General features: G+C 70.6%; 23 protein-coding genes. 11 read left to right on the top strand and 12 right to left on the bottom strand.

Annotated features, from left to right (window positions below):
- Positions 1–46: 46 nt before the first annotated feature.
- Together ACXNSR_RS27880 and ACXNSR_RS27875 are read right to left on the bottom strand one after the other, a co-directional pair.
- Positions 47–1,225 carry a polyamine ABC transporter substrate-binding protein gene (locus tag ACXNSR_RS27880; RefSeq protein ID WP_458638124.1) on the bottom strand — a complete coding sequence of 393 codons (1,179 nt, stop codon included), beginning with the start codon at positions 1,223–1,225 and terminating at the stop codon, positions 47–49.
- Between the two features lie 92 nt (positions 1,226–1,317).
- Complete coding sequence (locus tag ACXNSR_RS27875) at positions 1,318–2,757, bottom strand: gamma-aminobutyraldehyde dehydrogenase (protein WP_458638123.1); 1,440 nt, start codon at positions 2,755–2,757, stop codon at positions 1,318–1,320.
- A 168-nt stretch (positions 2,758–2,925) separates the two neighbouring features.
- On the opposite strand from ACXNSR_RS27875, the gene ACXNSR_RS27870 reads away from it, so the two are divergent.
- From ACXNSR_RS27870 to ACXNSR_RS27825, 10 genes are all read left to right on the top strand, one after another.
- On the top strand, positions 2,926–3,429 hold the full coding sequence (locus ACXNSR_RS27870; protein WP_007266859.1) for an Lrp/AsnC family transcriptional regulator: 504 nt from the start codon (positions 2,926–2,928) through the stop codon (positions 3,427–3,429).
- A gap of 3 nt (positions 3,430–3,432) precedes the next feature.
- Entirely contained in the window at positions 3,433–4,794 is a 1,362-nt protein-coding gene (locus ACXNSR_RS27865; protein ID WP_458638122.1) for an aspartate aminotransferase family protein, read from the top strand.
- A gap of 185 nt (positions 4,795–4,979) precedes the next feature.
- Entirely contained in the window at positions 4,980–5,738 is a 759-nt protein-coding gene (locus ACXNSR_RS27860) for an ABC transporter ATP-binding protein (protein WP_458638121.1), read from the top strand.
- Complete coding sequence (locus ACXNSR_RS27855; RefSeq protein WP_458638120.1) at positions 5,720–6,793, top strand: hypothetical protein; 1,074 nt, start codon at positions 5,720–5,722, stop codon at positions 6,791–6,793. Before ACXNSR_RS27860 ends, ACXNSR_RS27855 begins: the two co-directional genes overlap by 19 nt.
- A 26-nt stretch (positions 6,794–6,819) precedes the next feature.
- Positions 6,820–7,911, top strand: a complete 1,092-nt coding sequence (locus ACXNSR_RS27850) for an LOG family protein (protein WP_458638119.1) — start codon at positions 6,820–6,822, stop codon at positions 7,909–7,911.
- Between the two features lie 80 nt (positions 7,912–7,991).
- The gene (locus ACXNSR_RS27845; protein ID WP_458638118.1) at positions 7,992–8,897 is read left to right on the top strand and encodes a DMT family protein; all 906 of its coding nucleotides are present in this window, start codon (positions 7,992–7,994) and stop codon (positions 8,895–8,897) included.
- Positions 8,898–8,996: 99 nt separating this feature from the next.
- On the top strand, positions 8,997–9,638 hold the full coding sequence (locus ACXNSR_RS27840; protein WP_458638117.1) for a hypothetical protein: 642 nt from the start codon (positions 8,997–8,999) through the stop codon (positions 9,636–9,638).
- A gap of 122 nt (positions 9,639–9,760) precedes the next feature.
- Positions 9,761–10,024, top strand: coding sequence for a ferredoxin (locus ACXNSR_RS27835; RefSeq protein ID WP_458638116.1), 264 nt, complete (start codon positions 9,761–9,763; stop codon positions 10,022–10,024).
- The gene (locus ACXNSR_RS27830) at positions 10,021–11,424 is read left to right on the top strand and encodes an NAD(P)/FAD-dependent oxidoreductase (protein WP_458638115.1); all 1,404 of its coding nucleotides are present in this window, start codon (positions 10,021–10,023) and stop codon (positions 11,422–11,424) included. The genes ACXNSR_RS27835 and ACXNSR_RS27830 overlap by 4 nt, the downstream gene beginning before the upstream one ends.
- A 64-nt stretch (positions 11,425–11,488) precedes the next feature.
- Positions 11,489–12,736, top strand: coding sequence for a cytochrome P450 (locus ACXNSR_RS27825; RefSeq protein ID WP_458638114.1), 1,248 nt, complete (start codon positions 11,489–11,491; stop codon positions 12,734–12,736).
- Here the strand turns inward: ACXNSR_RS27825 and ACXNSR_RS27820 are convergent.
- The 9 genes from ACXNSR_RS27820 to rpsB all read right to left on the bottom strand — a co-directional run bounded on the left by ACXNSR_RS27820 (position 12,733) and on the right by rpsB (position 22,528).
- A complete protein-coding gene (locus ACXNSR_RS27820; RefSeq protein ID WP_458638113.1) occupies positions 12,733–13,770 on the bottom strand; it encodes an ABC transporter ATP-binding protein in 1,038 nt (345 codons plus the stop codon). The two genes, ACXNSR_RS27825 and ACXNSR_RS27820, sit on opposite strands and share 4 nt — an antisense overlap.
- Positions 13,770–15,386, bottom strand: a complete 1,617-nt coding sequence (locus tag ACXNSR_RS27815; RefSeq protein WP_458643411.1) for an ABC transporter permease — start codon at positions 15,384–15,386, stop codon at positions 13,770–13,772. Before ACXNSR_RS27815 ends, ACXNSR_RS27820 begins: the two co-directional genes overlap by 1 nt.
- A gap of 95 nt (positions 15,387–15,481) precedes the next feature.
- Positions 15,482–16,582 carry a thiamine ABC transporter substrate-binding protein gene (locus ACXNSR_RS27810; RefSeq protein WP_458638112.1) on the bottom strand — a complete coding sequence of 367 codons (1,101 nt, stop codon included), beginning with the start codon at positions 16,580–16,582 and terminating at the stop codon, positions 15,482–15,484.
- Between the two features lie 253 nt (positions 16,583–16,835).
- Complete coding sequence (rlmN, locus tag ACXNSR_RS27805; protein ID WP_458638111.1) at positions 16,836–17,948, bottom strand: 23S rRNA (adenine(2503)-C(2))-methyltransferase RlmN; 1,113 nt, start codon at positions 17,946–17,948, stop codon at positions 16,836–16,838.
- A 93-nt stretch (positions 17,949–18,041) separates the two neighbouring features.
- On the bottom strand, positions 18,042–19,115 hold the full coding sequence (locus tag ACXNSR_RS27800) for a phosphatidate cytidylyltransferase (protein WP_458638110.1): 1,074 nt from the start codon (positions 19,113–19,115) through the stop codon (positions 18,042–18,044).
- On the bottom strand, positions 19,115–19,672 hold the full coding sequence (gene frr / locus ACXNSR_RS27795; protein ID WP_030016386.1) for a ribosome recycling factor: 558 nt from the start codon (positions 19,670–19,672) through the stop codon (positions 19,115–19,117). Before frr ends, ACXNSR_RS27800 begins: the two co-directional genes overlap by 1 nt.
- A gap of 93 nt (positions 19,673–19,765) precedes the next feature.
- Positions 19,766–20,545: a UMP kinase gene (pyrH, locus tag ACXNSR_RS27790; protein WP_030016384.1), complete on the bottom strand. Its 780-nt coding sequence runs from the start codon at positions 20,543–20,545 to the stop codon at positions 19,766–19,768.
- A 162-nt stretch (positions 20,546–20,707) separates the two neighbouring features.
- Positions 20,708–21,544 carry a translation elongation factor Ts gene (gene tsf / locus ACXNSR_RS27785; protein WP_030844487.1) on the bottom strand — a complete coding sequence of 279 codons (837 nt, stop codon included), beginning with the start codon at positions 21,542–21,544 and terminating at the stop codon, positions 20,708–20,710.
- Between the two features lie 135 nt (positions 21,545–21,679).
- Entirely contained in the window at positions 21,680–22,528 is an 849-nt protein-coding gene (gene rpsB / locus ACXNSR_RS27780) for a 30S ribosomal protein S2 (RefSeq protein ID WP_458638109.1), read from the bottom strand.
- Between the two features lie 250 nt (positions 22,529–22,778).
- Between rpsB and ACXNSR_RS27775 the strand changes: the two genes are divergently transcribed.
- A complete protein-coding gene (locus ACXNSR_RS27775) occupies positions 22,779–23,246 on the top strand; it encodes a murein hydrolase activator EnvC family protein (protein WP_458638108.1) in 468 nt (155 codons plus the stop codon).
- A 51-nt stretch (positions 23,247–23,297) separates the two neighbouring features.
- Here ACXNSR_RS27775 and ACXNSR_RS27770 read toward each other — a convergent pair whose 3' ends face one another.
- Positions 23,298–23,855, bottom strand: a complete 558-nt coding sequence (locus ACXNSR_RS27770) for a TetR/AcrR family transcriptional regulator (RefSeq protein WP_458643410.1) — start codon at positions 23,853–23,855, stop codon at positions 23,298–23,300.
- Positions 23,856–23,892: the final 37 nt, after the last annotated feature.

The following is a 23,892-nucleotide window of genomic DNA, read 5'->3' as shown; positions in this document are numbered from 1 at the left end:
CAGCCAAATTGCTGAACGTGTTCAATATTCGCCTCCGGGTGTGCGGTCAGAGGCCGACGATCGCGTTCCAGCGCCTGGCGAGGGACCGGCGCTCGGCCGAGGAGATGTCCCGGGCCACGACCAGCCGCTTGCGCATGTCGTCGTCGGGGAAGATCAGCGGGTTCTCGGCCAGTTCGGCGGTCTCCTGGTCCGCGGAGGCGGCCAGTACCTCCCGGGCGGCCGGGACCGGGCAGACGTAGTTGACGGAGGCGGCGAGCGAGGCGGCCACCTCGGGCGCGTAGTAGTGGTCGATGAGGGCCTCGGCATTGGCCTTGTGCCGGGCCAGGTTGGGGACGAGCAGGCTCTCGGCCCAGAGTTCGGCCCCCTCCTCCGGGACGACGAACTCGATGTCCGGGTTGTCGGCCTGGAGCTGGATGGCGTCACCGGAGTAGGCCTGGCAGGCGAGGACATCGCCCTTGCTCAGATCGGAGGTGTAGTCGTTGCCGGTGAAGCGGCGGATGTGCTTCTTCTTCACCATGCTCTCGACCTGGTCGCACATCCGGTGGAAGTCGGACTCGGTCCAGCGGGTGACGTCCACGCCCTCGCCCTGCATGAGCAGGGCGAAGGACTCGTCGAGGCCGGAGAAAAGGGTGACCTTGCCCGCCAGGTCCGGCTGCCACAGGTCCTTGACCGACTTGATCTCGCGGCCCAGGGCCTTGCGGTTGTAGGCGATGCCGGTGATCCCCGACTGCCAGGGGACGGTGTGCAGCCGGCCCTCGTCGAAGGCGGGGGAACGCAGTTGCGGGTCGAGGTGGCGGGCCACGTTGGGCTGGAGCGAGCGGTCCAGCTTCTGGGCCCAGCCCAGGTGGACGAAGCGGGCGGCCATCCAGTCGCTGACCACGATCAGGTCGTGGCCGGTCTCCTGGCGGTTCATCAGGGCCGGGCTGACCTTGCCGAAGAACTCGTCGTTGTCGTTGATCTCCTCGGTGTACCGGACCTCGATGCCGGTCCGCTCCGAGAAGGCCTCCAGCGTCGGGCGGCGCTCCTCGTCCTCCTCGTCGGTGTCGATGTAGAGCGGCCAGTTGGAGAACGTGACACTGCGGTCCCGCTCCGAGCGGTCCGGGCCCTGGCGCCCCTCCTCGGGGACGTAGGCGGCGGGCACGCCGCAGCCGGCGAGGGCGGCCGCGAGGCCCGCGGCACCGAGGCCGTACAGCGCAGAACGGCGGGAGAAGGCGAGTTCAGGCATGGGCACAGCCTCGGCGAACGCGAGGGGGCGGGCAATAGACATGTTGTCTACTGCCCGCCCCGTCAAAGCTGTGCTGTGATCGATGCGGCCCGTCAGCCGTCGAGCGAGGTCATCACGTGCTTGATGCGCGTGTAGTCCTCGAAGCCGTAGGCGGAGAGGTCCTTGCCGTAGCCGGACTTCTTGAAACCGCCGTGCGGCATCTCGGCGACGAGCGGAATGTGGGTGTTGATCCACACGCAGCCGAAGTCGAGGTTCTTGGACATCCGCATCGCGCGGCCGTGGTCCTTGGTCCACACGGAGGAGGCGAGGGCGAACTCGACGCCGTTCGCGTACTCCAGGGCCTGGCCCTCGCTCGCGAAGGACTGGACGGTGATGACGGGGCCGAAGACCTCGTTCTGGATGATCTCGTCGTCCTGCTTGAGGCCGGAGACCACGGTGGGGGCGTAGAAGTAGCCCTTCTCGCCGACCTGGTGGCCACCCGCCTCGACCTTGGCGTGGGCGGGGAGGCGCTCGATGAAGCCCGCGACCTGCTTGAGCTGGTTCGGGTTGTTGAGCGGCCCGTACAGCACGTCCTCGTCGTCCGGCTGGCCGGTCTTCGTGTCGGACGCGGCCTTGGCGAGCGCGGCCACGAACTCGTCGTGGATCGACTCGTGCACGAGCACGCGGGTGGCGGCGGTGCAGTCCTGGCCGGCGTTGAAGTACCCGGCGACCGCGATGTCCTCGACGGCCTTGGCGATGTCGGCGTCCTCGAAGACCACGACCGGGGCCTTGCCGCCGAGCTCCAGGTGGACGCGCTTGACGTCCTTGGAGGCGCTCTCGGCGACCTGCATGCCCGCGCGCACCGAGCCGGTGATGGAAGCCATCGCCGGGGTGGAGTGCTCGACCATGGCCTTGCCGGTCTCGCGGTCGCCGCAGATGACGTTGAAGACGCCCTTGGGCAGCACCGAGTCGATGATCTCCGCCATCAGGACGGTGGAGGCCGGGGTGGTGTCGGAGGGCTTGAGCACGACGGTGTTGCCCGCCGCGATGGCCGGGGCGAACTTCCACACGGCCATCATCATCGGGTAGTTCCACGGCGCGACCTGGGCACATACGCCGACCGGCTCACGGCGGATGATCGAGGTCATCCCCTCCATGTACTCGCCGGCCGAGCGGCCCTCCAGGAGCCGTGCGGCACCCGCGAAGAAGCGGATCTGGTCCACCATCGGGGGCAGCTCCTCGCTGGCGGTGAGGCCCAGCGGCTTGCCGGTGTTCTCCGACTCGGCGGCGACGAGCTCGTCCGCGCGCGCCTCGAAGGCGTCCGCGATCTTCAGCAGGGCCTTCTGGCGCTCCGCGGGGGTGGTGTCGCGCCAGCCCGGGAAGGCGGCCGCGGCGGCGGCCATGGCGGCGTCCACATCGGCCTGGGCCGAGAGCGGGGCGGTGGCGTACGCCTCGCCGGTGGCCGGGTTGACCACCTCGGTGGTCCGCCCGTCGGCGGCGTCCTTGAACTCCCCGCCGATGTAGTTGCGCAGACGACGCAGTTCGGTGGTCACTACAGCCACACTCCTGATCACATGTCCAACGATTGAGACGAATACCAAGCCTAGCCTCTCGGCAGAGGCTTTCGACAGACCCAGACGCCACCAACTACGAAATCAGTGACATCGGAGTTCCCAAACAACGGATTTCATCGATTCCGTCTTGCGGAACAGACGACCCTCGTGCACAGTGAGGTCGTGGTCAGTCGAAGCGCAGATTCCAGGAACAGACAACCGTCCCCTTCGGTCGATGCTGTGTCCCTGGCGATCATCGAGCAACTGCAGGAGGACGGTCGCCGTCCCTACGCCTCGATCGGCAAGGCCGTGGGCCTTTCCGAAGCCGCTGTGCGCCAGCGCGTGCAGAAGCTGCTCGACCAGGGCGTCATGCAGATCGTCGCCGTCACCGACCCGCTCACCGTGGGCCTGCGACGCCAGGCCATGGTCGGCATCAACGTCGAGGGCGACCTCGACCCGGTGGCCGACGCGCTGACCGCCATGGCCGAGTGCGAGTACGTGGTCATGACCGCAGGTTCGTTCGACCTGATGGTGGAGATCGTCTGCGAGGACGACGACCACCTGCTCGAAACGATCAACAAGAAGATCCGCACGCTCCCCGGCGTGCGATCAACCGAAAGCTTCGTTTATCTGAAGCTGAAGAAGCAGACCTACATGTGGGGAACTCGATAGCCCGTGAGCCAGGACCTCTCCAAGACCGCATACGACCACCTGTGGATGCACTTCACCCGCATGTCGTCGTACGAGAACGCCCCCGTCCCCACCATCGTGCGTGGTGAGGGCACCTACATCTTCGACGACAAGGGCAAGCGCTACCTCGACGGTCTCGCCGGACTGTTCGTGGTCAACGCGGGTCACGGCCGCAAGGAACTGGCCGAGGTCGCCTACAACCAGGCTCAGCAGCTCGCCTTCTTCCCGGTGTGGTCGTACGCCCACCCCAAGGCCGTGGAACTCGCCGAGCGCCTCGCGAACTACGCCCCGGGCGACCTGAACAAGGTCTTCTTCACCACCGGTGGCGGCGAGGCCGTCGAGACCGCCTGGAAGCTCGCCAAGCAGTTCTACAAGCTGCAGGGCAAGCACACGAAGTACAAGGTCATCTCGCGTGCGGTCGCCTATCACGGCACCCCGCAGGGCGCCCTGTCCATCACGGGCCTGCCGGCCCTGAAGGCCCCCTTCGAGCCGCTGGTGCCCGGCGCGCACAAGGTGCCGAACACCAACATCTACCGCGCCCCGATCTACGGCGACGACCCGGAGGCCTTCGGCCGCTGGTGCGCCGACCAGATCGAGCAGGAGATCCTCTTCGAGGGCGCCGACACCGTCGCCGCCGTCTTCCTGGAGCCGGTGCAGAACGCCGGTGGCTGCTTCCCGCCGCCGCCCGGGTACTTCCAGCGCGTCCGCGAGATCTGCGACGAGTACGACGTGCTGCTCGTCTCCGACGAGACGATCTGCGCCTTCGGCCGCCTCGGCACGATGTTCGCCTGTGACAAGTTCGGCTACGTGCCGGACATGATCACCTGCGCCAAGGGCATGACCTCGGGCTACTCCCCGATCGGTGCCTGCATCGTCTCGGACCGCATCGCGGAGCCGTTCTACAAGGGCGAGAACACCTTCCTCCACGGCTACACCTTCGGCGGACACCCGGTGTCCTCGGCGGTGGCGATCGCCAACCTCGACATCTTCGACAAGGAAGGCCTCAATCAGCACGTGCTGAACAACGAGGACGCCTTCCGCACCACGCTGGAGAAGCTGCACGACCTGCCGATCGTCGGCGACGTCCGCGGCAACGGCTACTTCTACGGCATCGAGCTCGTCAAGGACAAGGTCACCAAGGAGTCCTTCACGGACGAGGAGACGGAGCGCGTGCTCTACGGCTTCCTCTCCAAGGCGCTCTTCGAGAACGGCCTGTACTGCCGGGCCGACGACCGCGGTGACCCGGTCATCCAGCTCGCGCCGCCGCTGATCGCCGACCAGGGCACCTTCGACGAGATCGAAGCGATCCTGCGCTCGGTGCTCACCGAGGCATGGACCAAGCTGTAACCGGGGCCTGAACCGCCCGAGCCGCAGTAGTCCCACCACACGGCCCGGATCCTCCGTTCGAGTGAGAACGAGGGGGTCCGGGCCGTGTGCTGTCACCATCCAAGACGTTCATCTCTTTACATCTCACTGTGGCGCCAGTGACTTCGACCGGCTCCGCTTCGTTCCCTCGGACGGAGGTGTACGCCATGGTGGCTCCACCGGATAATGCCCCGCCTGACAATGACGTCCTGTGGGCTCGGTCCCTTCACTACTCCCACGACGGCTCCCCCGCCCTCGTGGAGATCTCCGTCGGTGTCCGCCAGGGCGAGATCCTCGCCCTGACCGGTCCCCGCGGCAGTGGCAAGACCACCCTGCTCCGCTGTCTTTCCGGGCAGCTGCGCACCCAGCAGGGCGAGGTCTGGTTCAACAGCGTCCCCGTGCACACCATGGGCGCCCTCGTCCGCGAACGGCTGCGCCGCGACCGGTTCGGCTGGATCGGCCACGAGCCCCAGCTGCTGCCCGAGCTGAAGGTCTGGGAGAACGCGGCCCTGCCCCTGCTGCTCGCCGGAGCCTCCCACCGCAGCGCCCGCAAGGCCGCCTGCGAATGGCTGGACCGCCTCGACATCGCCGGCCTCGCCCGCAAGCGCCCCGGCGCCCTGACCCGCGCCGAGTGCCAACGGGTCGCACTCGCCCGGGCCCTGGCGAACGAGCCCGCGGTGATCTTCGCCGACGAGCCGACGGCCCCTCTGCACCGCACCGAGCGGGACCTGCTGCTCCGTACGCTGACCACCGCGGCCCGCTCCCACGACATCACCGTGCTGCTGGCCACCCATGACGAGGCCACCGCGGCCGTCGCGGACCGTCGGATCGCCCTGCTCGACGGCCGCCTCGCGGGGGCCGCGGCCGCCGCCACCCCCGTCGCCGACACCACGGAGGACCAGGCCGCGTGCTCGCTCTCCGCCTAGCCCGCGGTTCCCGGCCTCTCGTCCAGCTGCGGCGGCTCCTCGTCGCCGCGGCCTCGGCCGGAACCGGTTTCCTGTTCCTCTATGTACTCGCCGGTGCCGTGGACCGGCCGGCCGGATCGTTCCCCCGCCTGCTGTGGGCCCTGATCCCGCTGGCCGTCACCGTGCACTTCGCCGTCGTCGTGGCGCGGGCCGACCCCGCGACCCAGCCCCGCGAGGGACTGGACGCCGTCGGACTGGGACCCGTCCGGCTCATGCTGGCCGCCGCGATCTCCACCGCCGTCGCCTGCGCCCTGGGCAGCGCCCTGGCCCTGGCCGCCTTCCTCCACCTGCGCGGGGAACTGGCGGGGCTGCCGTTCGACGGGGCCGGGGCCGAGCTGCTCCACGCCGACCAGCCACTGCCGGTGGCGGGCGCCCTCACCCTGCTGGCCCTGATCCCGCTGACCGCCTCGGCCGCCACCGCCCTCGCGCTGCGCCCGCACCCGCCCCTGGCCCCCCAGACCGGACTGCCCTGGGGCATCGCGCTGACCGCCTGCGGGCTCGCGGCCTCGGCCTACGCGGGCCGTGACGGCGCCGGGGCGCTCATCGGCTGGTCGCTGACCGCGCTCGGGCTCGCCCTCGCCGGACCCGGGCTCGCCTACGCCTGCGGGAGCCTGGTCCAGGCCGTGCGCCCGGGAGCGCTGCGGCTGCTGGCCGGGCGGACCCTCCAGCAGGAGGCCCCCCGGATCGGCCCCCCGCTGGGAGTGCTCTGCTCGGTGGCCGCGGGCGCCCTGACCGCGTTCGCCCTGCGCGACCGGGGCGGGCTGCCCGTCCCGCTGGGCCCGCTGACCTGGCCGGCCGTCGCCCTGGTGACCCTGTGCGCCGCCGCGACCCTTCTCACGTCCGTGGTGGAGGCCCGCCGGAGCCGACAGCCCGGACGGACGGCCCTGCTCGACCTGGGTGCCCCGGCCAACGTCCTGCGCAGCGCCGCGAGTCTGCGGGCCACCGCCCTCCTGGCCGTGTGCGTACCGCTCAGCTGGGGTGTGGCGCAGCTGACGTCACTGGCGTTGACCCGCTGACACGAGCAGCCCTTAGGGTGGGCCGAATGGTCAACCCAGACATCGAGATAGAGACGCTCGCCGAATTCGACCAGGTCGTGGCACGCGGCTCGCTCAGCGGCTACCGGATCCAGTCGGTCAACCTGCTGGAGCGCACCTTCGCGCTGCTGGCCGCCGACACCTCGGCGGCGGTGTTCCTGGGCTGTGCGATGGAGCCCGACGCGGCGGCGAAGGTCCGCGCCGACGGCGCGCTGGTCTTCCCGCCCGTCCCCGACCTGCCGTTCAACCCGTACCGGGGCCTGCTCTACACGCCCGAGGAGCTCTTCACCGGGCTGGCCGACGGGTACGAGGCGACCCCGGACGCCGAGGCGTACGCCTGGTTCCAGGAGACGAAGTCCGACGGCGACGTCTTCTCCTCGATGCTCCGTTCCGTCCATGACGACGCCGTCTCCGACGCCCTCGACGAGCACCTCCGCGGTGTCCGGGTCGTCGGGGTGATGGGCGGCCACGCCATGGCCCGCGGCGGTACGGACTACCGCGGCGCGGCGGAGCTGGGCCGGGCGCTGACCCGGTCCGGGCTGACGGTGGCCACCGGCGGCGGCCCCGGCGCGATGGAGGCCGCCAACCTCGGCGCCTACCTCGCACCGGCTCCGGACGAGGCCCTCGCCGAGGCCCTGGAGATGCTGGCCAAGGCCCCCTCCTTCGCGCCGTCGGTGTCCGACTGGGCGCACGCGGCGTTCGCCGTGCGCGAGCGCTTCCCCGCCGGCGGGGACTCCGTGGGCATCCCGACCTGGTTCTACGGGCACGAGCCGCCGAACGCGTTCGCGGGCCACGTGGCGAAGTACTTCGCGAACGCCACCCGCGAGGACGGGCTGCTGGCCCGTTCCAACGCGGGCGTGGTGTTCCTGCCCGGCGCGGCGGGCACCGTCCAGGAGATCTTCGACAACGGGACGCCGAATTACTACGAGTCCCGGGGCGAGCCGGCCCCGATGGTCCTGGTCGGCCGCACCCACTGGACCGAGCACCTGCCGGCCTGGCCGCTGCTCCAGGCGCTGGCGCGGGGCCGTGCGATGGAGTCGCGCATCGCGCTCGTCGATTCGGTGGACGAGGTCCCGGACGTCCTCGCTTCGATGGGCTGAGTTCCGGAAGCAACTTCCCGGCCCGTTCCGACGTCTGGCAGAGGTACCGCAAAACCTGCCAGACGTGAACGGAGCCCTTGGTGCTCATAGGCCTGCTGACCGCGATCGCGGCGTCCATCTGCTACGGCACGGGGTCCGTGTTGCAAGCCGTCGGCTCACGCCGCGCCGCACGCATGTCCCCGGCCGCCGCCGGGGTGACCGCCCACGGCGGCCCCAACCTGTCGTCCACCGCGAAAGCGGCGATGACCTGGGAATTCATCGTCGGCACCATCCTGGACTTCGTGGGCTTCGGCCTCGGCGCCCTGGCTGCCCGCCTCCTGCCCCTCTTCCTCTCCCAGACGGTGATCAGCGCCAACCTGGTGATCACCGCCGTGCTGAGCGTCAAGATGCTCGGCATCCGGCTGAGCCGGAAGGAATGGACCTCGATCGGTGTCGTCTGCACCGCGCTGGTGCTGCTGGCGACGGCCGCGGGCCACGAGGGCGGCCACCACGCGCCGATGTCCACGCACTGGTGGCTGCTGGGGATCACCCTGCTGCTGATGGTGGGCGGAACCGTGGCCGTACGCCTGCTCGGCGGCGGCGCGGCGATCCTGGCGGGCCTGCTGTCGGGGCTCGGTTTCGGCGCGCTCGGCGTGGGCGTGCGGATCCTGGACGGCGTGGACCCGTTCGACCTCGGCACCCTGCTGACCGACCCGGCCCTCTACGCCATTCTGGTGGCGGGCGTCGGAGGCATGTACCTGCACACGGTCGCCCTCCAGATCGGCTCGGTGAACGGTGCCACGGCGGCCCTGGTCGTCGGCGAGACGGTGCTGCCGGGCGCGATCGGCGTCCTGTGGCTCGGCGACGCCTCCCGCCCCGGCCTCGCCTGGCTCGCGGTCCTCGGCTTCGTCATGGCCGTCGCCGGAGCGGTGGCCGTCGCCTGGTACGGCAAGCACGAGGGAGCCGACGAAGGCGCCGCGGACCCGGTCCCGGAGCCGGTCGGCTGACCCACCGGCCGGCCGGGCTCCTCACCCGGTCGGCCGTCCCCCGGTGGTGGCGCGGCGATGACTGCCGCTTGCTGGACCGGGGGAGAGAGTGAGGGGTTCGTGAGTCCCACGACCGATCGGCTCGACACGCCACGCGCGGCCGGGATGGCCGGAATCGCCTTCGCCCTTCTGCTCGGGGCGGCGATCGTCCTGATGCGGATCGCCGTCCCGTCGGGCAACGCCGCCGACCTGCCCGTCGATCCGGACAAGCGCTGGGCGGTCCAAGTGGCACTGGAGATCGTGCCCTTCGCGGGCATCTTCTTCCTCTGGTTCATGGGCGCCCTGCGCGCGCACACGGGCGCGGCCGAGGACCGGTTCGTCGCCACCGTGTTCCTCGGCAGCGGATTCATCTTCGTGGCCACCCTGTTCGCCTCCGCGGCGGCGGCGGGCACCGTGCTGGCCGAGGGCTCACCCTCCGATTTCGGCCGCCACTTCGCCTACACCCTCCTCGCGACGTACGCCATGCGGATGGCCGCCGTCTTCGTCCTGGCGACCTCGACCATCGGTCGGATGCTCGGCGTCTTCCCGCGGCCACTGGCCCTGCTGGGCACGGTCGTCGGCCTGGTCCTGCTCGTGGTCGGTTCCGGAGTGCCCTGGTCCGAGATGGTGTTCCCGGCCTGGGCCCTGATCCTCAGCCTGTACGTCCTGCGCGTCCGACGCGGCACCGCCCGTCGGCCTCCGACCCCCACCGAACCGCCCTGACCTGGGGATCCTCACTCCGGCAGGCGGCCTGTGGGTGCCGCGTGCATGCTGGTGGGAAAGGGAGGGCCCGGGGGCTCCGGGGGGTGACGGGGAGGGACGGCCGAGGGAAAGGCAGAACCGTCATGAGGCTTGTCGTCGACCTCAACCGCTGCCAGGGATACGCCCAGTGCGCATTCCTCGCTCCCGATGTCTTCGCCATGCACGGCGACGAGTCGCTGCTCTACAACCCGGAGGCGGATCCGGCGCAGCGCGAGGACGTCATGCGTGCCGTGGCCGCCTGTCCGGTCCAGGCGATCCTTCTGGAGATCACGGACGAGGACATGGCGAACATGGTGGCCCCGGACGCCGTGGCCGGCGCCGGATCTCCTTCCGGAGGCGCGCAGTGACGAGTACAGGAACGCACGACGGATCCCTTGAGCGACTCAAGCGCGAGGGCCGGATCGTCGTCGTCGGCGCATCCCTGGCCGGTCTGCGGGCCGCCGAGACCATGCGCGAGAAGGGTTTCGCCGGTTCGCTCACGATGATCGGCGACGAACCGTACGAGCCGTACGACCGGCCCCCGCTGTCCAAGCAGGTCCTGCTGGGCAACGCGGTCGCCGACCACACGGCCCTCCCCCGCCGCCGGGCGATCGACGCGGACTGGCGCCTCGGGGTCCCGGCAACGGGTCTGGACATGGCCGCCCGCCGGGTCGAGCTCGGCAACGGCGACGCGGTCGAGTACGACCGGCTGCTGATCGCCACCGGTGTGCGCGCCCGGCCCTGGCCCAACGCGGAGGAGGGCGCCCTCAAGGGTGTCTTCGTGCTGCGCACCCGCGACGACGGCGAAGGACTGCAACGGGCCCTGGCCGCCGGTCCCCGCCGGGTGCTGGTCATCGGAGCCGGGTTCACCGGGTCCGAGATCGCCTCCGCGTGCCGCGAGCGCGGCCTGGACGTCACCGTCGCCGAACGGGGCGAGGCCCCGCTGGTCGGTGCGCTGGGCGGGGTGATCGGTGCGGTGGCGGCCGAGATGCACCGCGAGAACGGCGTCGACCTGCGTACCGGAGTCATGGTGACCTCCCTGGAGGGTGACCCCTCCGGGCGGGTCCGCGCCGCGCACTTCTCCGACGGGTCCACCGTGGAGGCGGACGTGGTGGTCGTCTCGCTGGGCGCGCAGCGCAACACCGAGTGGCTCTCCGGCTCCGGGCTGGGCGCGGGTCCGCGGGGCATCGCCTGCGACGCCGGGTGCCGGGCCTTCGACGTCCGGGGCATCGTCACCGACGACATCTACGTGGCGGGTGACGTGGCACGTTCCCCGCACGCCCTGTTCGGCTACCAGTTCCTGTCGCTGGAGCACTGGGGCAACGCCGTCGCGCAGGCCGACACCGCCGCGCACAACATGCTCAGCGCGAGCGCCGACCGCCGTCCCCACCTGTGGGTTCCGGCGTTCTGGTCCTCCCAGTTCGGTGTGAACATCAAGTCGGTCGGGGTACCGCCGATGGGGACCGAGATCCTCATCACCCAGGGCTCGCTCGCCGAACGCCGGTTCGCGGCCGCGTACGGGTACCAGGGGCGGCTGATCGCGGCCGTAACCTTCGACAACTGCCGGTGGCTGCCGTTCTACGAGCAGCAGATCGAGGCCACCGCGCCGTTCCCGCCGCCGTTCTCCACGGTGGACCGCAGGCCCGAGGGGACCAAGCCGCTGCCCGCCGACTTCCCCGACCCCTCCGTCCCGACCCACGGGCCGACCATCACGCTGAGCGGCTATTCGCCGGCGGACCGGAAGATGACCTTCACCCCCGGAAGGTGACCTGCACCCGCGCACCGTCGGCCTCGCCGCACCGCGCCCTCCCCGAGGATCACGAGGACCTGTCATGACGCAAGCCCTGCTGCGGGAGATCATCGACTACGCCAGCCGCGCGAATCCGTACCCCCTGTACGAGGAACTCCGCAAGACACCGGTTTCCCACGACGGGGACGGCCCGTACGTCGTCAGCACGTACTACGAGATCCACAGCCTCCTGCACGACCCGCGGATCAGCTCCGACGCCAAGAACCTGAAGGCGACCGGGGACGACCTGCTGGGCGAACAGTCCGACGAGGAGGGCACGACCCTGCCGCCGTCGTTCCTCAAGCTCGACCCGCCCGACCACGACCGGCTGCGGCGGATGACGAACCGGCCGTTCGGCCCGCCGCACGCACCCCACCGGGTGCACGACATGCGCGACGAACTCGGCACCCTCGTCACCGGGCTGATCGACGGCATCGTGGAGACCGGACAGCTGGACCGGATCGATCTCGTCGACCAGTTCGCGTACCCCTTCCCGGTCTCCGTCATCTGCCGGCTGCTCGGCATCCCCCGCGAGGACGAACCCCGCTTCCACGTGTGGGCGGAGGCCCTGGCCGCCAGCCTGGACCCCGACCCGGACGCGGACCCCACGAAGCGCGGCCAGGGCGCGATGGACGCCCGCATGGAGCTGGGCATGTACCTGGCCGGGCTGATCGAGGAGCGCCGCAAGAAGCCGGGCGACGACATGCTGTCCCAGCTGGCGACGGCGGACGGCCCGGACGGCGCGATGACCACGATGGAGGCGCTAAGCACCTCCGCACTGCTGCTGATCGCGGGCCACGAGACGACGGTCAACCTCATCACCAACGGGATGCTGACGCTGCTGCGCCACCCGGAGGTCCTCGAGCGGCTGCGCAACGACCCCGACCTGGCGATCCCGATCGTCGAGGAGCTGCTGCGCTACGAGCCCCCCGTGCAGCTGCTGCCCCAGCGCACCACCCTCTCCGACATCGAGGTCGCCGGGGTCACCATCCCCAAGGGCGCGTCCGTGTGGCTGATGCTGGCCTCCGGGAACCGCGACCCGAAGCGGTTCGAGGACCCGGACCGCTTCGACCCCGACCGCAAGGACATCCAGCACCTCGGCCTCGGCAGCGGCATCCACAGCTGCTTCGGGGCACCGCTGGCCCGGCAGGAGGCCCAGCTGGCGCTGAGCGAGCTGGCCCGTCGGCTGGAGAATCCGCGGCTGCTGGAGGACCCGCCGCCGTACCGCCAGAATTCGGTCCTGCGCGGCCCGCGCCACCTGCCGATCGCCTGCGACGGCATCCGGCCCTAGGCCGTCTCCTGGGGCAGTACAACCACCTCGGCGGGGGTGAAGCTCACCTCGACCCGGTCCCCCACGGCCGGCGCCCCCGCCAGGCCGCACTCCGCCTCCAGCGCCGGTCCCGTCTCCGGCCGCAGCACCAGTGCGACGTGGGTGCCGCGGAAGGTACGGGAGACCACCTCGCACCTCAGGCCCGCCGCGCAGAGCACGACGCCGGCGGGGCGGATCAGCAGCCGCCGCTCCCCCTCGGGGGTTCCGGCCGGCACCGGGACCCTGCCCCAGGCGGTGGCGGCCCACGGGCCCGAGACCACGGCCGGGACCACGTTCTCGAAGCCGAGGAACCGTGCCACGAACTCCGAGGCGGGCCGCTGCCACACCTCCAGCGGGGTCCCGGCCTGAGCGATCCGGCCGTCCCGCATCACCACCACCCGGTCCGCCAGGGCGAAGGCCTCGCCCTGGTCGTGCGTGACGGCCAGTACGGTCGTGCCCAGCCGGGAGAACAGCCCGCGCAGCTCCACCACGAGCCGCTCCCGCAGCCCCCGGTCGAGCTGCCCGAGCGGTTCGTCGAGCATCAGCAGCCGCGGCGACGGTGCCAGCGCCCGGGCCAGCGCCACCCGCTGCTGCTCACCGCCCGACAGGGAGGCCACCGCCCGGCCCTGGGCGCCGGGGAGCCCGACCAGTTCCAGCAGTTGCGCGACCCGGTCCGCGGACGAGGCCCGTCCGGCTCCCCGCACCCGCAGCCCGAAGGAGACGTTCGCGCCCACGTCGCGGTGCGGGAAGAGCTGGTGGTCCTGGAACATCAGGCCGACGCCCCGCCGGTGCACGGGGACGTCCGCCTGGTCGGCCCCGCCCAGCAGCACCCGTCCGGCGGACACCCGCTGGAGTCCGGCGACGACCCGCAGCAGCGTGGACTTGCCGCTTCCGCTCGGCCCCAGCACGCACACGATCTCGTGCTCGGCGACGGCGAGGTCCACGCCGTCCAGGGCGTACTGGGCCGCGCGCTCACCGAAGCGGACCGACACCCCCTCCAGCTGAAGCAGTGTCATCAGAACTCTCCGGAGGTCTTGTCGGGCCGCAGTCGCTCCAGCAGCAGCAGGGACACCGCGCACACCAGCATCAAAATCGTGCTCAGGGCCATCGCCTGGCCGTAGTTCAGCTCTCCGGCCCGTCCCAGCAGCCGCGCCACGGCCACCGGCAGCGTCGGCCGGTCCGCCCGCGCGATGAACACGGTCGCGCCGAACTCTCCCAGGGACACGGCGAAGGCGAACCCGGCCGCGATCAGCAGCGCCCGGCGCACCAGCGGCAGGTCCACCTCCCGCCAGGCCCGCAGCGGCGACGCGCCGAGCACCCCGGCGGCCTCCCGCAGCCGCCCGTCCACCGCGCGCAGTACCGGCAGCATGGTCCGTACGACGAAGGGCACACCCACCAGGGCCTGCGCGAGCGGCACCAGGATCCACGAGGTCCGCAGATCCAGCGGCGGCCGGTCCAGGGTGATCAGGAAGCCGAAGCCCACGGTCACCGCGGACACCCCGAGCGGGAGCATCAGCAGGGCGTCGAAGCCGCGTACGAAGCGGCCTCCGCGCCGGGTCAGCGCCGCGGCCGCGAGTCCCCCGACGACCAGGGCGATCGCCGTGGCGGCGAGCGCGTACTGCAGGGAGTTCCAGATCGCCTCCAGCGGCGCCACCAGGAAGGTCCCGCCACCGGCGCCCGCGTCCTGCAGGGCCCGGTAGTAGCCGAGGCCGTAGCCGCCGGGGGTGTCGAAGGACCGTTCGACGAGCACGCCCAGCGGCAGCAGGATCAGCAGCGCGACGGTCAGCAGCACCCCGCCCAGGAGCGTGCGCTGCGCCCAGCCGCGCGGCCGGTGCGTGGTGCGGCCCGGATCGACCAACCGCAGCGCGGTCTCGCGCTTGCGCACGGTCCAGGCGTGCACGGCGAGGATCGCGCCGATCGCGGCGAACTGCACCATCGTCAGGACGGCCGCCGTCGGCAGGTCCAGGAGCTGCGCGGTCTGCCGGTAGACCTCCACCTCCAGGGTGGAGTACGCGGGTCCGCCGAGGATCAGTACGACGCCGAAGGAGCTGAAGGTGAACAGGAACACCATCAGCGCGGCGGCGGCCACCGCCGGGACGAGCGCGGGCAGCGTCACCCGCCGCCAGGCGGTGAACCGGCCGGCGCCCAGCACCCGGGCGGCCTCCTCCTGGCGCGGATCCAGCTGGGCCCACAGTCCGCCGACCGTACGGACGACGACGGCGTAGTTGAAGAAGACGTGCGCGAGCAGGATCGCCCAGACGGTGGTGTCGAGCCGGACGCCCACCAGTTCGTCCAGCAGCCCGCCCCGCCCCAGCAGGGCGAGGAAGGCCGTGCCGACCACCACGGTCGGCAGCACGAAGGGAACGGTCACGACGGCGCGCAGCAGTTGCTTCCCCGGGAACTCCAAGCGCGCGAAGACGTACGCGGCGGGGAGCGCGATCAGTAGTGTGAGCAGGGTGGAGGCGAACGCCTGCCAGGTGGTGAACCACAGCACGTCGGCGATGTCGGGCCGGGCCAGCACCTCCGCGAACCGGCCGAACTGCCAGCCTTCGCCGGTCTTCAGGCCCCGCCCGACGATCGCCGCCACGGGGTAGGCGAAGAACAGCCCGAAGAAGACGAGGGGGACGGCCATCAGGGCGAGCCGCACCGCGGTCGCCCGTGCCCCCTCGCGGGGGCCGGGGCCCGGCGCGGCGTCCTGCGACGCCGCGCCCGGCTCCTTGGTGCCGCTTACTTCACGACGAGCGCGGTCCATGCCTTGACCCACTGCTCACGGTTCTTGGCGATGATCTCGGGAGCCACGTTCTCCGGCTTCTCGACCACCACACCGTGCTTGGTGAACAGCTCCGGCAGGACGGCGTCCTTCGTCACGGGGTTCACGAACATCTGGAGCGGCATGTCCTCCTGGAACTTCTTGCTGACCAGGAAGTCCACGAGGGCCTTGCCGCCCTCCTCGTTCTTGGCGCCCTTGAGCAGGCCCGCGAACTCGATCTGGCGGAAGCAGGTGCCGGTGGAGACGCCCGTGGGGGCCTCGGCCGGCTGGGGCTCGCCGTACAGGACCTCGACCGGCGGGCTGGAGGCGTAGGAGACGACCAGCGGGCGGTCGCCCTTGGCCTTCTTGCCGCCCGCGGAGCCGGAGAAGCGCTCGTTGTAGGCCTGCTCCCAGCCGTCGACGACCTCGACGCCGTTGGCCTTCAGCTTGCTCCAGTAGTCCTTCCAGCCGTCCTCGCCGTACTTGCCGACGGAGGCCAGCAGGAAGCCGAGACCGGGCGAGGAGGTCGCGGCGTTCTCGGTGACCAGCAGGTTCTTGTACTCCGGTTTGATCAGGTCGTCCAGCGTCTGCGGCGGGGCGATCTTCTTCTCGGCGAAGTACGCCTTGTCGTAGTTGACGCAGATGTCACCGGAGTCGATCGGGGTGACCCGGTGCTCCTTGTCCAGCACGTACTCGGGCTTCACCCCGTCCAGGCCCTTGGCCTCGTACGGCGTGAAGATGCCGTTGTCGAGGGCGCGCGAGAGGAGGGTGTTGTCCACGCCGAAGAAGACGTCGCCGCGCGGGGAGCCCTTGGTGAGGATCTCCTGGTTCAGGGCGGCGCCGGCGTCCCCGGACTTCAGCACCTTGACGGTGTAGCCGCTCTGCTGCTCGAACTCCTTGAGGACCGTGTCGGTCACATTGAAGGAGTCGTGGGAGACGAGCGTGACGGTCTTGGACTTCGGGGCGTCGCTCGAGCCCGCGGTCTTGTCCTTGGCATCGCCGCCGCCGCAGGCGCTGAGCGTCGTGACGCCCAGCGCGGCCGCGAGTGCGACACCCGCCATCTTCCTGGTGGTGCTCATTGGTGAATTCCTCCTGGGATGTCCAGGAGAAGACGCGGCCCTGCCCGGCGCTCTGTGGGAGCGGACGCCGGGCAGGGCGCAACAGCAAGAGTGGTGACCGAACTTCCTACCCCGAATGACCGGGGCGAGGTTCAGAGGGTCTGCGGATGACGGATACCGCACTCTCAGCGCTGTGGCGCTCCCCTGTCGGAATATGAAATTGGTTCGGCCACAGGGTACCCCGTGGCCGAATCGCCTCGAACAGAAGCGGAATCTAGCGCTCCGAGGCGGCCAGCTGGCCGCACGCGCCGTCGATCTCCTGGCCCCGGGTGTCGCGTACCGTCACCGGCACGCCGTGGCGGGCGATGGCCTCCACGAAGGCCTTCTCGTCCTCGGGCCGCGAGGCGGTCCACTTGGAGCCCGGCGTCGGGTTGAGCGGGATCAGGTTGACGTGCACACGCTTGCCCTTGAGCAGCTTGCCCAGGAGGTCACCGCGCCAGGCCTGGTCGTTGATGTCGCGGATCAGGGCGTACTCGATCGAGATCCGGCGGCTGGACTTCTCGGCGTACTCCCAGGCGGCGTCGAGCACCTCGCGGACGTTCCAGCGGGTGTTCACCGGGACGAGGGTGTCGCGCAGCTCGTCGTCGGGCGCGTGCAGCGAGACGGCGAGCCGGCACTTGAAGCCCTCGTCGGCGAAGCGCAGCATGGCGGGGACCAGGCCGACGGTGGAGACGGTGATGCCGCGCTGCGACAGACCCAGGCCGTCGGGCTCCGGATCCGTGAGCCGGCGGATGGCGCCGACGACGCGGTTGTAGTTGGCCAGCGGCTCGCCCATGCCCATGAAGACGATGTTCGAGAGGCGTGCCGGGCCGCCGGGGACCTCGCCGTCGCGCAGCGCGCGCATGCCGTCGACGATCTGGTGCACGATCTCGGCGGTGGACAGGTTGCGGTCGAGGCCCGCCTGGCCGGTGGCACAGAACGGACAGTTCATGCCGCAGCCGGCCTGCGAGGAGATGCACATGGTGACCCGGTCCGGGTAGCGCATCAGCACGGACTCGACGAGCGTGCCGTCGTGCAGCTTCCACAGGGTCTTGCGGGTGGTGTCGTCGTCGCACGAGATGTGCCGGATGACGCTCATCAGGTCCGGCAGCAGCTCCTGCTGGAGCTTCTCGCGCGAGCCGGCCGGGATGTCGGTCCACTCGGCCGGGTCGTGCGCGTACCGGGCGAAGTAGTGCTGGGAGAGCTGCTTGGCCCGGAACGGCTTCTCGCCGATCGCGGCGACCGCCTCGCGGCGCTCGGCCGGGGTCATGTCGGCGAGGTGCCGGGGCGGCTTCTTGGCCCCGCGAGGGGCGACGAAGGTGAGCTCTCCCGGAACGGGGCGGGCCATGGCAGGTACTCCTTGTAAGACGAAAGGCGCGCCGCAGAAGCAGCGCGCCTTCCAAGAGTAACCGCCCGGCGTCCTGCGACGCCTTTTCGCAGGTCAGCCGGTGCCCACGAAGGCCGCCAGCAGCAGCCAGACCACGGGGGCCGTCGGAAGCAGGGAGTCCAGCCGGTCCATGATCCCGCCGTGTCCCGGCAGCAGGGTGCCCATGTCCTTGATGCCCAGGTCCCGCTTGATCATCGACTCGCCCAGGTCGCCCAGGGTGGCGCTGACCGCGACCGCGAGCCCCAGCAGCAGGCCCTGCCACCAGGAACCGCCGTCGATCAGGAACTCCATGCACAGGGCGCCGGCCGCCATCGCGAAGGCCACCGCGCCGAACAGTCCCTCGCGGGTCTTGCCGGGGCTGATGCGCGGGGCGAGCTTGGTCTTGCCGAAGCGCCAGCCGACCGCGTAGGCCCCGGTGTCGCTGACCACGGTCAGGAGCAGGAAGGTGATCACGCGCTCGGGCCCGTCGTCGGCGGTGAGCAGCATCGCGACGAAGGTGGCCAGGAAGGGCACGTAGAAGGCCGCGAAGGCGCCCGCCGTGACGTCCTTGAGGTAGTCCTCGGGCGGTTCGGTCATCCGCCACACCAGGACGGCCAGCACGGTCAGGGCCATGGCGACCCAGGCGCCCTCGGCCCCCCTGACGTAGCCGGCGATGACCATGGCGGCGCCACCGACCGCGAGCGGGACCAGCGGGGCCTTGATGCCCTTCTGCTCCTGCAGCCGGGAGGTGAGCTCCCACAGGCCGACGACGACCGCGACGACGATGACGCCGACGAAGACGGCCTTGACGATCAGCAGCGAGGCGAAGATCACCGCGCCGAGTCCCACGCCCACCCCTATGGCGGCCCTCAGGTCCCGGCCCGCGCGCTTCTTCGGCGGCGGCGAGGCGTCCTGCGGCTGCTGGGCATGCGGAGGCGGGGGGCTGGGCATGGGCTCCTGCGGCGGCGTATCGGCGCGGAAGAGGGGGCCGCTGTCGGCGGCGACCCCCCGATCGCGTGCTTCCCGGTCGTCGAAGTCACGGCCGGCGGCATCGGGCACGATGGGCATGGGCCGAGTGTGCGGGCCCACCTGCGCATCGTATGCGGGACCCGCCGGAACCGGCTCCGGCTGCCAGGAAGTGTCGTTCATCAGACTTCGAGGAGCTCGGCTTCCTTGTGCTTGAGGAGCTCGTCCACCTGCGCGACGTACTTCGCGGTGGTGTCGTCGAGCTCCTTCTCCGCGCGGCGCACCTCGTCCTCGCCGGCCTCCTTGTCCTTGACCAGCTTGTCGAGGGCGTCCTTGGCCTTGCGGCGGACGGCGCGGAGCGAGATCTTCGAGTCCTCGGCCTTGGTGCGCGCGACCTTGATGTACTCCTTGCGGCGGTCCTGCGTCAGCTCGGGGAAGGTCACCCGGATGATGCTGCCGTCGTTGCTCGGGTTGACACCGAGGTCGGAGTCGCGGATGGCCTGCTCGATGTTGCGCAGGGCGCTCTTGTCGAACGGGGTCACGATCGCCATGCGCGGCTCGGGCACCGAGAAGGAGGCGAGCTGGTTGATGGGCGTGATGGCGCCGTAGTACTCCGCCACGATCTTGTTGAACATCGCCGGGTGCGCACGGCCGGTGCGAATCGCGGCGAAGTCTTCCTTGGCGACGACGACGGCCTTTTCCATCTTCTCCTCGGCCTCGAGGAGGATCTCTTCGGTCACCACGTGCTCCTGCATGTCAGATATGGATGGTTCAGGCGGGCGGGCGGACCCGGCGGGCCCGGTCGGGGCTCGCTCGGTCCGGCTGCGGACTGCTCAGGCCCGGGTTTCCTGGTCGCTCACGAGCGTGCCGATCTTCTCACCCTTGACGGCGCGGGCGATATTGCCCTCGGCGAGGAGCTCGAAAACGAGGATCGGCAGCTTGTTGTCGCGGCAGAGCGTGATCGCGGTGGCGTCGGCGACCTTGAGGTCGCGGGAGAGGACCTCGCTGTACTCCAGCGCGTCGAACTTCACCGCGTCCGGGTTCTTCTTCGGGTCGGAGTCGTAGACCCCGTCGACACCGTTCTTGCCCATGAGCAGGGCCTCGGCGTCGATCTCCAGGGCACGCTGGGCGGCCGTGGTGTCGGTGGAGAAGTACGGCATGCCCATGCCGGCGCCGAAGATGACGACGCGGCCCTTCTCCAGGTGCCGAACGGCACGCAGCGGGATGTACGGCTCCGCGACCTGGCCCATGGTGATGGCCGTCTGCACGCGGGAGTCGATGCCCTCCTTCTCCAGGAAGTCCTGGAGCGCGAGGCAGTTCATGACCGTACCGAGCATGCCCATGTAGTCGGACCGCGCCCGGTCCATGCCGCGCTGCTGGAGCTCGGCGCCGCGGAAGAAGTTGCCGCCGCCGATCACGACGGCGATCTCCGCGCCGTCGCGGACCACCGCGGCGATCTCACGCGCGATGGCGTGGACGACGTCGGGGTCGACGCCCAGTCCTCCGCCACCGGAGAAGGCCTCGCCCGACAGCTTCAGCATGAAGCGGCGGCCCTTCTTGTCCTGGTCGCTCTTGTCGTCGGATGCGGTGTGGGGGTCCACGCCCTGATTCATGGAGATCTCCTCGTGCACATACGAAGAAGGCCATTGCCGGTGGGTCCTTGCGGTTCCCTCTACGGCAATGGCCTCCTCGTCAGATCTGCGGTCGCCTCGCGCAAGCGCGGACGACTGCTTCAGACCCTACCGGGGTCCGGTGTCCGTCGCGTACGGACGGACTCAGATGCCGACCTTGATGCGGGTGAAGCGCTTCAGGGTGACACCGGCCTCGTCCAGAACCTTCTGGACGGACTTCTTGTTGTCCAGGGCGTAGGCCTGGCCGAGCAGCGTGGCGTCCTTGAAGAAGCCGTTGACGCGACCCTCGACGATCTTCGCGATGGCAGCCTCGGGCTTGCCCTCCGCGCGGGTGACCTCTTCGGCGATGCGACGCTCGGACTCGACCTTCTCGGCCGGGACGTCCTCGGCGGACAGCCACTGCGGGGCGAACGCGGCGATGTGCTGCGCGACGCCGCGGGCGACCTCGGCGTTCTCCTTGTCGAGCTCGACCAGGACGCCGATCTGGAACGGCAGGTCGGGCATCGTGCGGTGCATGTACGCGGTCACGTAGCCGCCGGTGAACTGCGCGAAGCGGTCCAGGACGATCTTCTCGCCGAGGTTGGCGTTGGCCTCGTCGACGAAAGCGGTGACGGTCTTGCCGGGCTCGATCTCGGACGCGAGCAGCGCCTCGATGTCGGCCGGGGAGGTGGCGGCCACGTGGGCGGCCAGCTGGTTGGCGACGGCCAGGAACTTCTCGCCCTTGGCGACGAAGTCGGTCTCGCACTTCAGCTCGACGATGACACCGGAGGTGTTGTCGTCGGCGATGAGGGAGACGACCGCGCCGTTCTCGGCAGAACGGCCCTCGCGCTTGGCGACGCCCTTCTGACCCTTGATGCGGAGGGCTTCCTGGGCCTTCTCGACGTCACCGTCGGCGTCCACGAGCGCGTTCTTGCAGTCCAGCATGCCGGCGCCGGTGAGCTCGCGGAGCTTCTTGACGTCAGCGGCGGTGTAGTTCGCCATGAGTCTGTGATTCTCTCTCGAAGTCGTAGATCTACGGGTGAACGGCGGAGGCGCCGCGCTCGTGGCGCGGCTCCCCCGCCGTCATCGTCCGTACTGCGAGTGCCCGGCGGGTGAACGCCGGGCGCCCTCAGAGGGTCAGGCCTGCTCGGCGTCGGCGGCCGGGGCCTCGACGGCCTCGACGGCGGCCGGGGCCTCGTCAGCCTTCTTGTCACCCTCGAGCAGGTCGCGCTCCCACTCGGCGAGCGGCTCGGCGGCGGCCTTCTCGCCCGGCTTCGAGTCGCCGGTCGCAGCGCCGGAGCGGGCGATGAGGCCCTCGGCGACGGCGTCGGCGATCACGCGGGTGAGCAGGGTGACGGAACGGATCGCGTCGTCGTTGCCCGGGATCTTGTAGTCGACCTCGTCGGGGTCGCAGTTGGTGTCGAGGATCGCGACGACCGGGATGTGCAGCTTGCGCGCCTCACCGACGGCGATGTGCTCCTTCTTGGTGTCGACGATCCAGACGGCGCTGGGAACCTTCGACATCTCGCGGATACCACCGAGGGTCTTCTCCAGCTTGGTCTTCTCGCGGGAGAGGACCAGGAGCTCCTTCTTGGTGAGACCCGAGGCAGCGACGTCCTCGAAGTCGATCGCCTCGAGCTCCTTCAGACGCTGAAGGCGCTTGTAGACGGTGGAGAAGTTGGTGAGCATGCCACCCAGCCAGCGCTGGTTGACGTACGGCATACCAACGCGCGTCGCCTGCTCGGCGATGGCCTCCTGGGCCTGCTTCTTGGTACCGACGAACATGATGGAGCCACCGTGCGCGACGGTCTCCTTCACGAACTCGTAGGCGCGGTCGATGTACGACAGCGACTGCAGCAGGTCGATGATGTAGATGCCGTTGCGCTCCGTGAAGATGAAGCGCTTCATCTTCGGGTTCCAACGGCGGGTCTGGTGACCGAAGTGGACGCCGCTTTCCAGCAGCTCCCGCATCGTGACGACGGCCATGGCCATCTCCTTGGTTTCTCGGTTTGGTTCCTGACGCCCCACCGCGCCCTGCCCCCATGAGGGACCGAGAGACGCTGTCACCTGGCTGTTTCAGCCTGGTGCCGGGGCGTGCGAAGTCGACCCGGTGACCCGGATCGCCACAAGAAGTGTACGGGACCCGGCGGTATGCCGGGTGACGCCGTTGTCCACAGCGCCCCGGCCGTCCACAGGCCGGGGCGGCCGTCCGGGCGTGCGCGGGACGCTGGGGTCCATGACGACCTTGCTGCTCAGCCTGCTCCTGGCCCTCGTCCAGCCGGCCCTTCCCGGAGTCCGCCCGCTGCCCGCTCCGCTCTCGGTGGCCCGCTGGTGGGACCCGCCGCCGACCCCCTACGCGGCCGGTCACCGCGGTGTGGACCTGTCCGCGCCGGTGGGCGCGGAGCTCCGGGCGGTCGCGGCCGGCCGGGTCCACCACGCCGGGCCCGTCGCCGGGCGCGGCGTCCTCTCGCTGGCCCTGCCGAACGGGCTGCGCACCACCTACGAGCCGGTCCGGCCGCTGGTCACGGAGGGCGAGCAGGTCGCGGCCGGCCAGGTGGTGGCGGTTCTGACGGAGGGCTCGCACTGTCCGGCGTCGTGCCTGCACTGGGGCCTCCTGGCGGGCGAGACCTACCTCAACCCGCTGACACTCCTCGCGCGCCCGACCCCCCGCCTCCTGCCGGCCGAGCACCCGGCCGGCGGCTGAGGAGCGGGGTCCGGGGGCGGGCGCGGGTCCGGTGGCGGGGCCGCGGGGGTCTCAGCCCTGCACGCCGCGCAGGGCCATCGCGACGGCGGCCTCCGTCACGACGGCGGGATCCTCCGCCGCACCGAGCTCGATCCGCCGCACGGCGGCGTCCACGACCCCCTGCAACAGCATCGCGGCCAGCCGCGGCTCCGCGTGCCCCAGGCCGCTCAGCGCCTCGACGATCATCGCCACCAGCCCGCCGTGGGCGGCACGGATCTTCTCCCTGGCGCCGGCGTCCAGCTCGCTGGCCGAGATGGCCACGACCGCCCGGTGCCGCCGGTCCCCCACCAGCCCCAACTGGCTGCGCACGTAGGCCTCGATCTTCGCCTCCGGCGACTGCGCCTGCTCCATCGCCGCCTCGATCTCGGCGGCCCACACGGGGAAGTCCACGGCGCACAGCTCTTCGACCACGGCGGCGCGGGAGCGGAAGTACTCGTACACGGAGGACCGGGCGAGGCCGGTCCGCTCCGCCAGGGCGGGGAAGGTCAGCGCCTCCGTCCCGCCCTCGGACAGCAGGGAACGCGCGGCGTCCAAGAGGGCGCCGCGCTGCATCGACCGGTGCTCGGCCACGGAGGCCGCTCGAATCCTGGGCACGCATCCACTCTAC

Source organism: Streptomyces sp. NC-S4 (assembly GCF_054353315.1).
The sequence above is the reverse complement of the archived record's forward strand: the minus strand, read 5'-3'. Positions and strand labels throughout refer to the sequence as shown.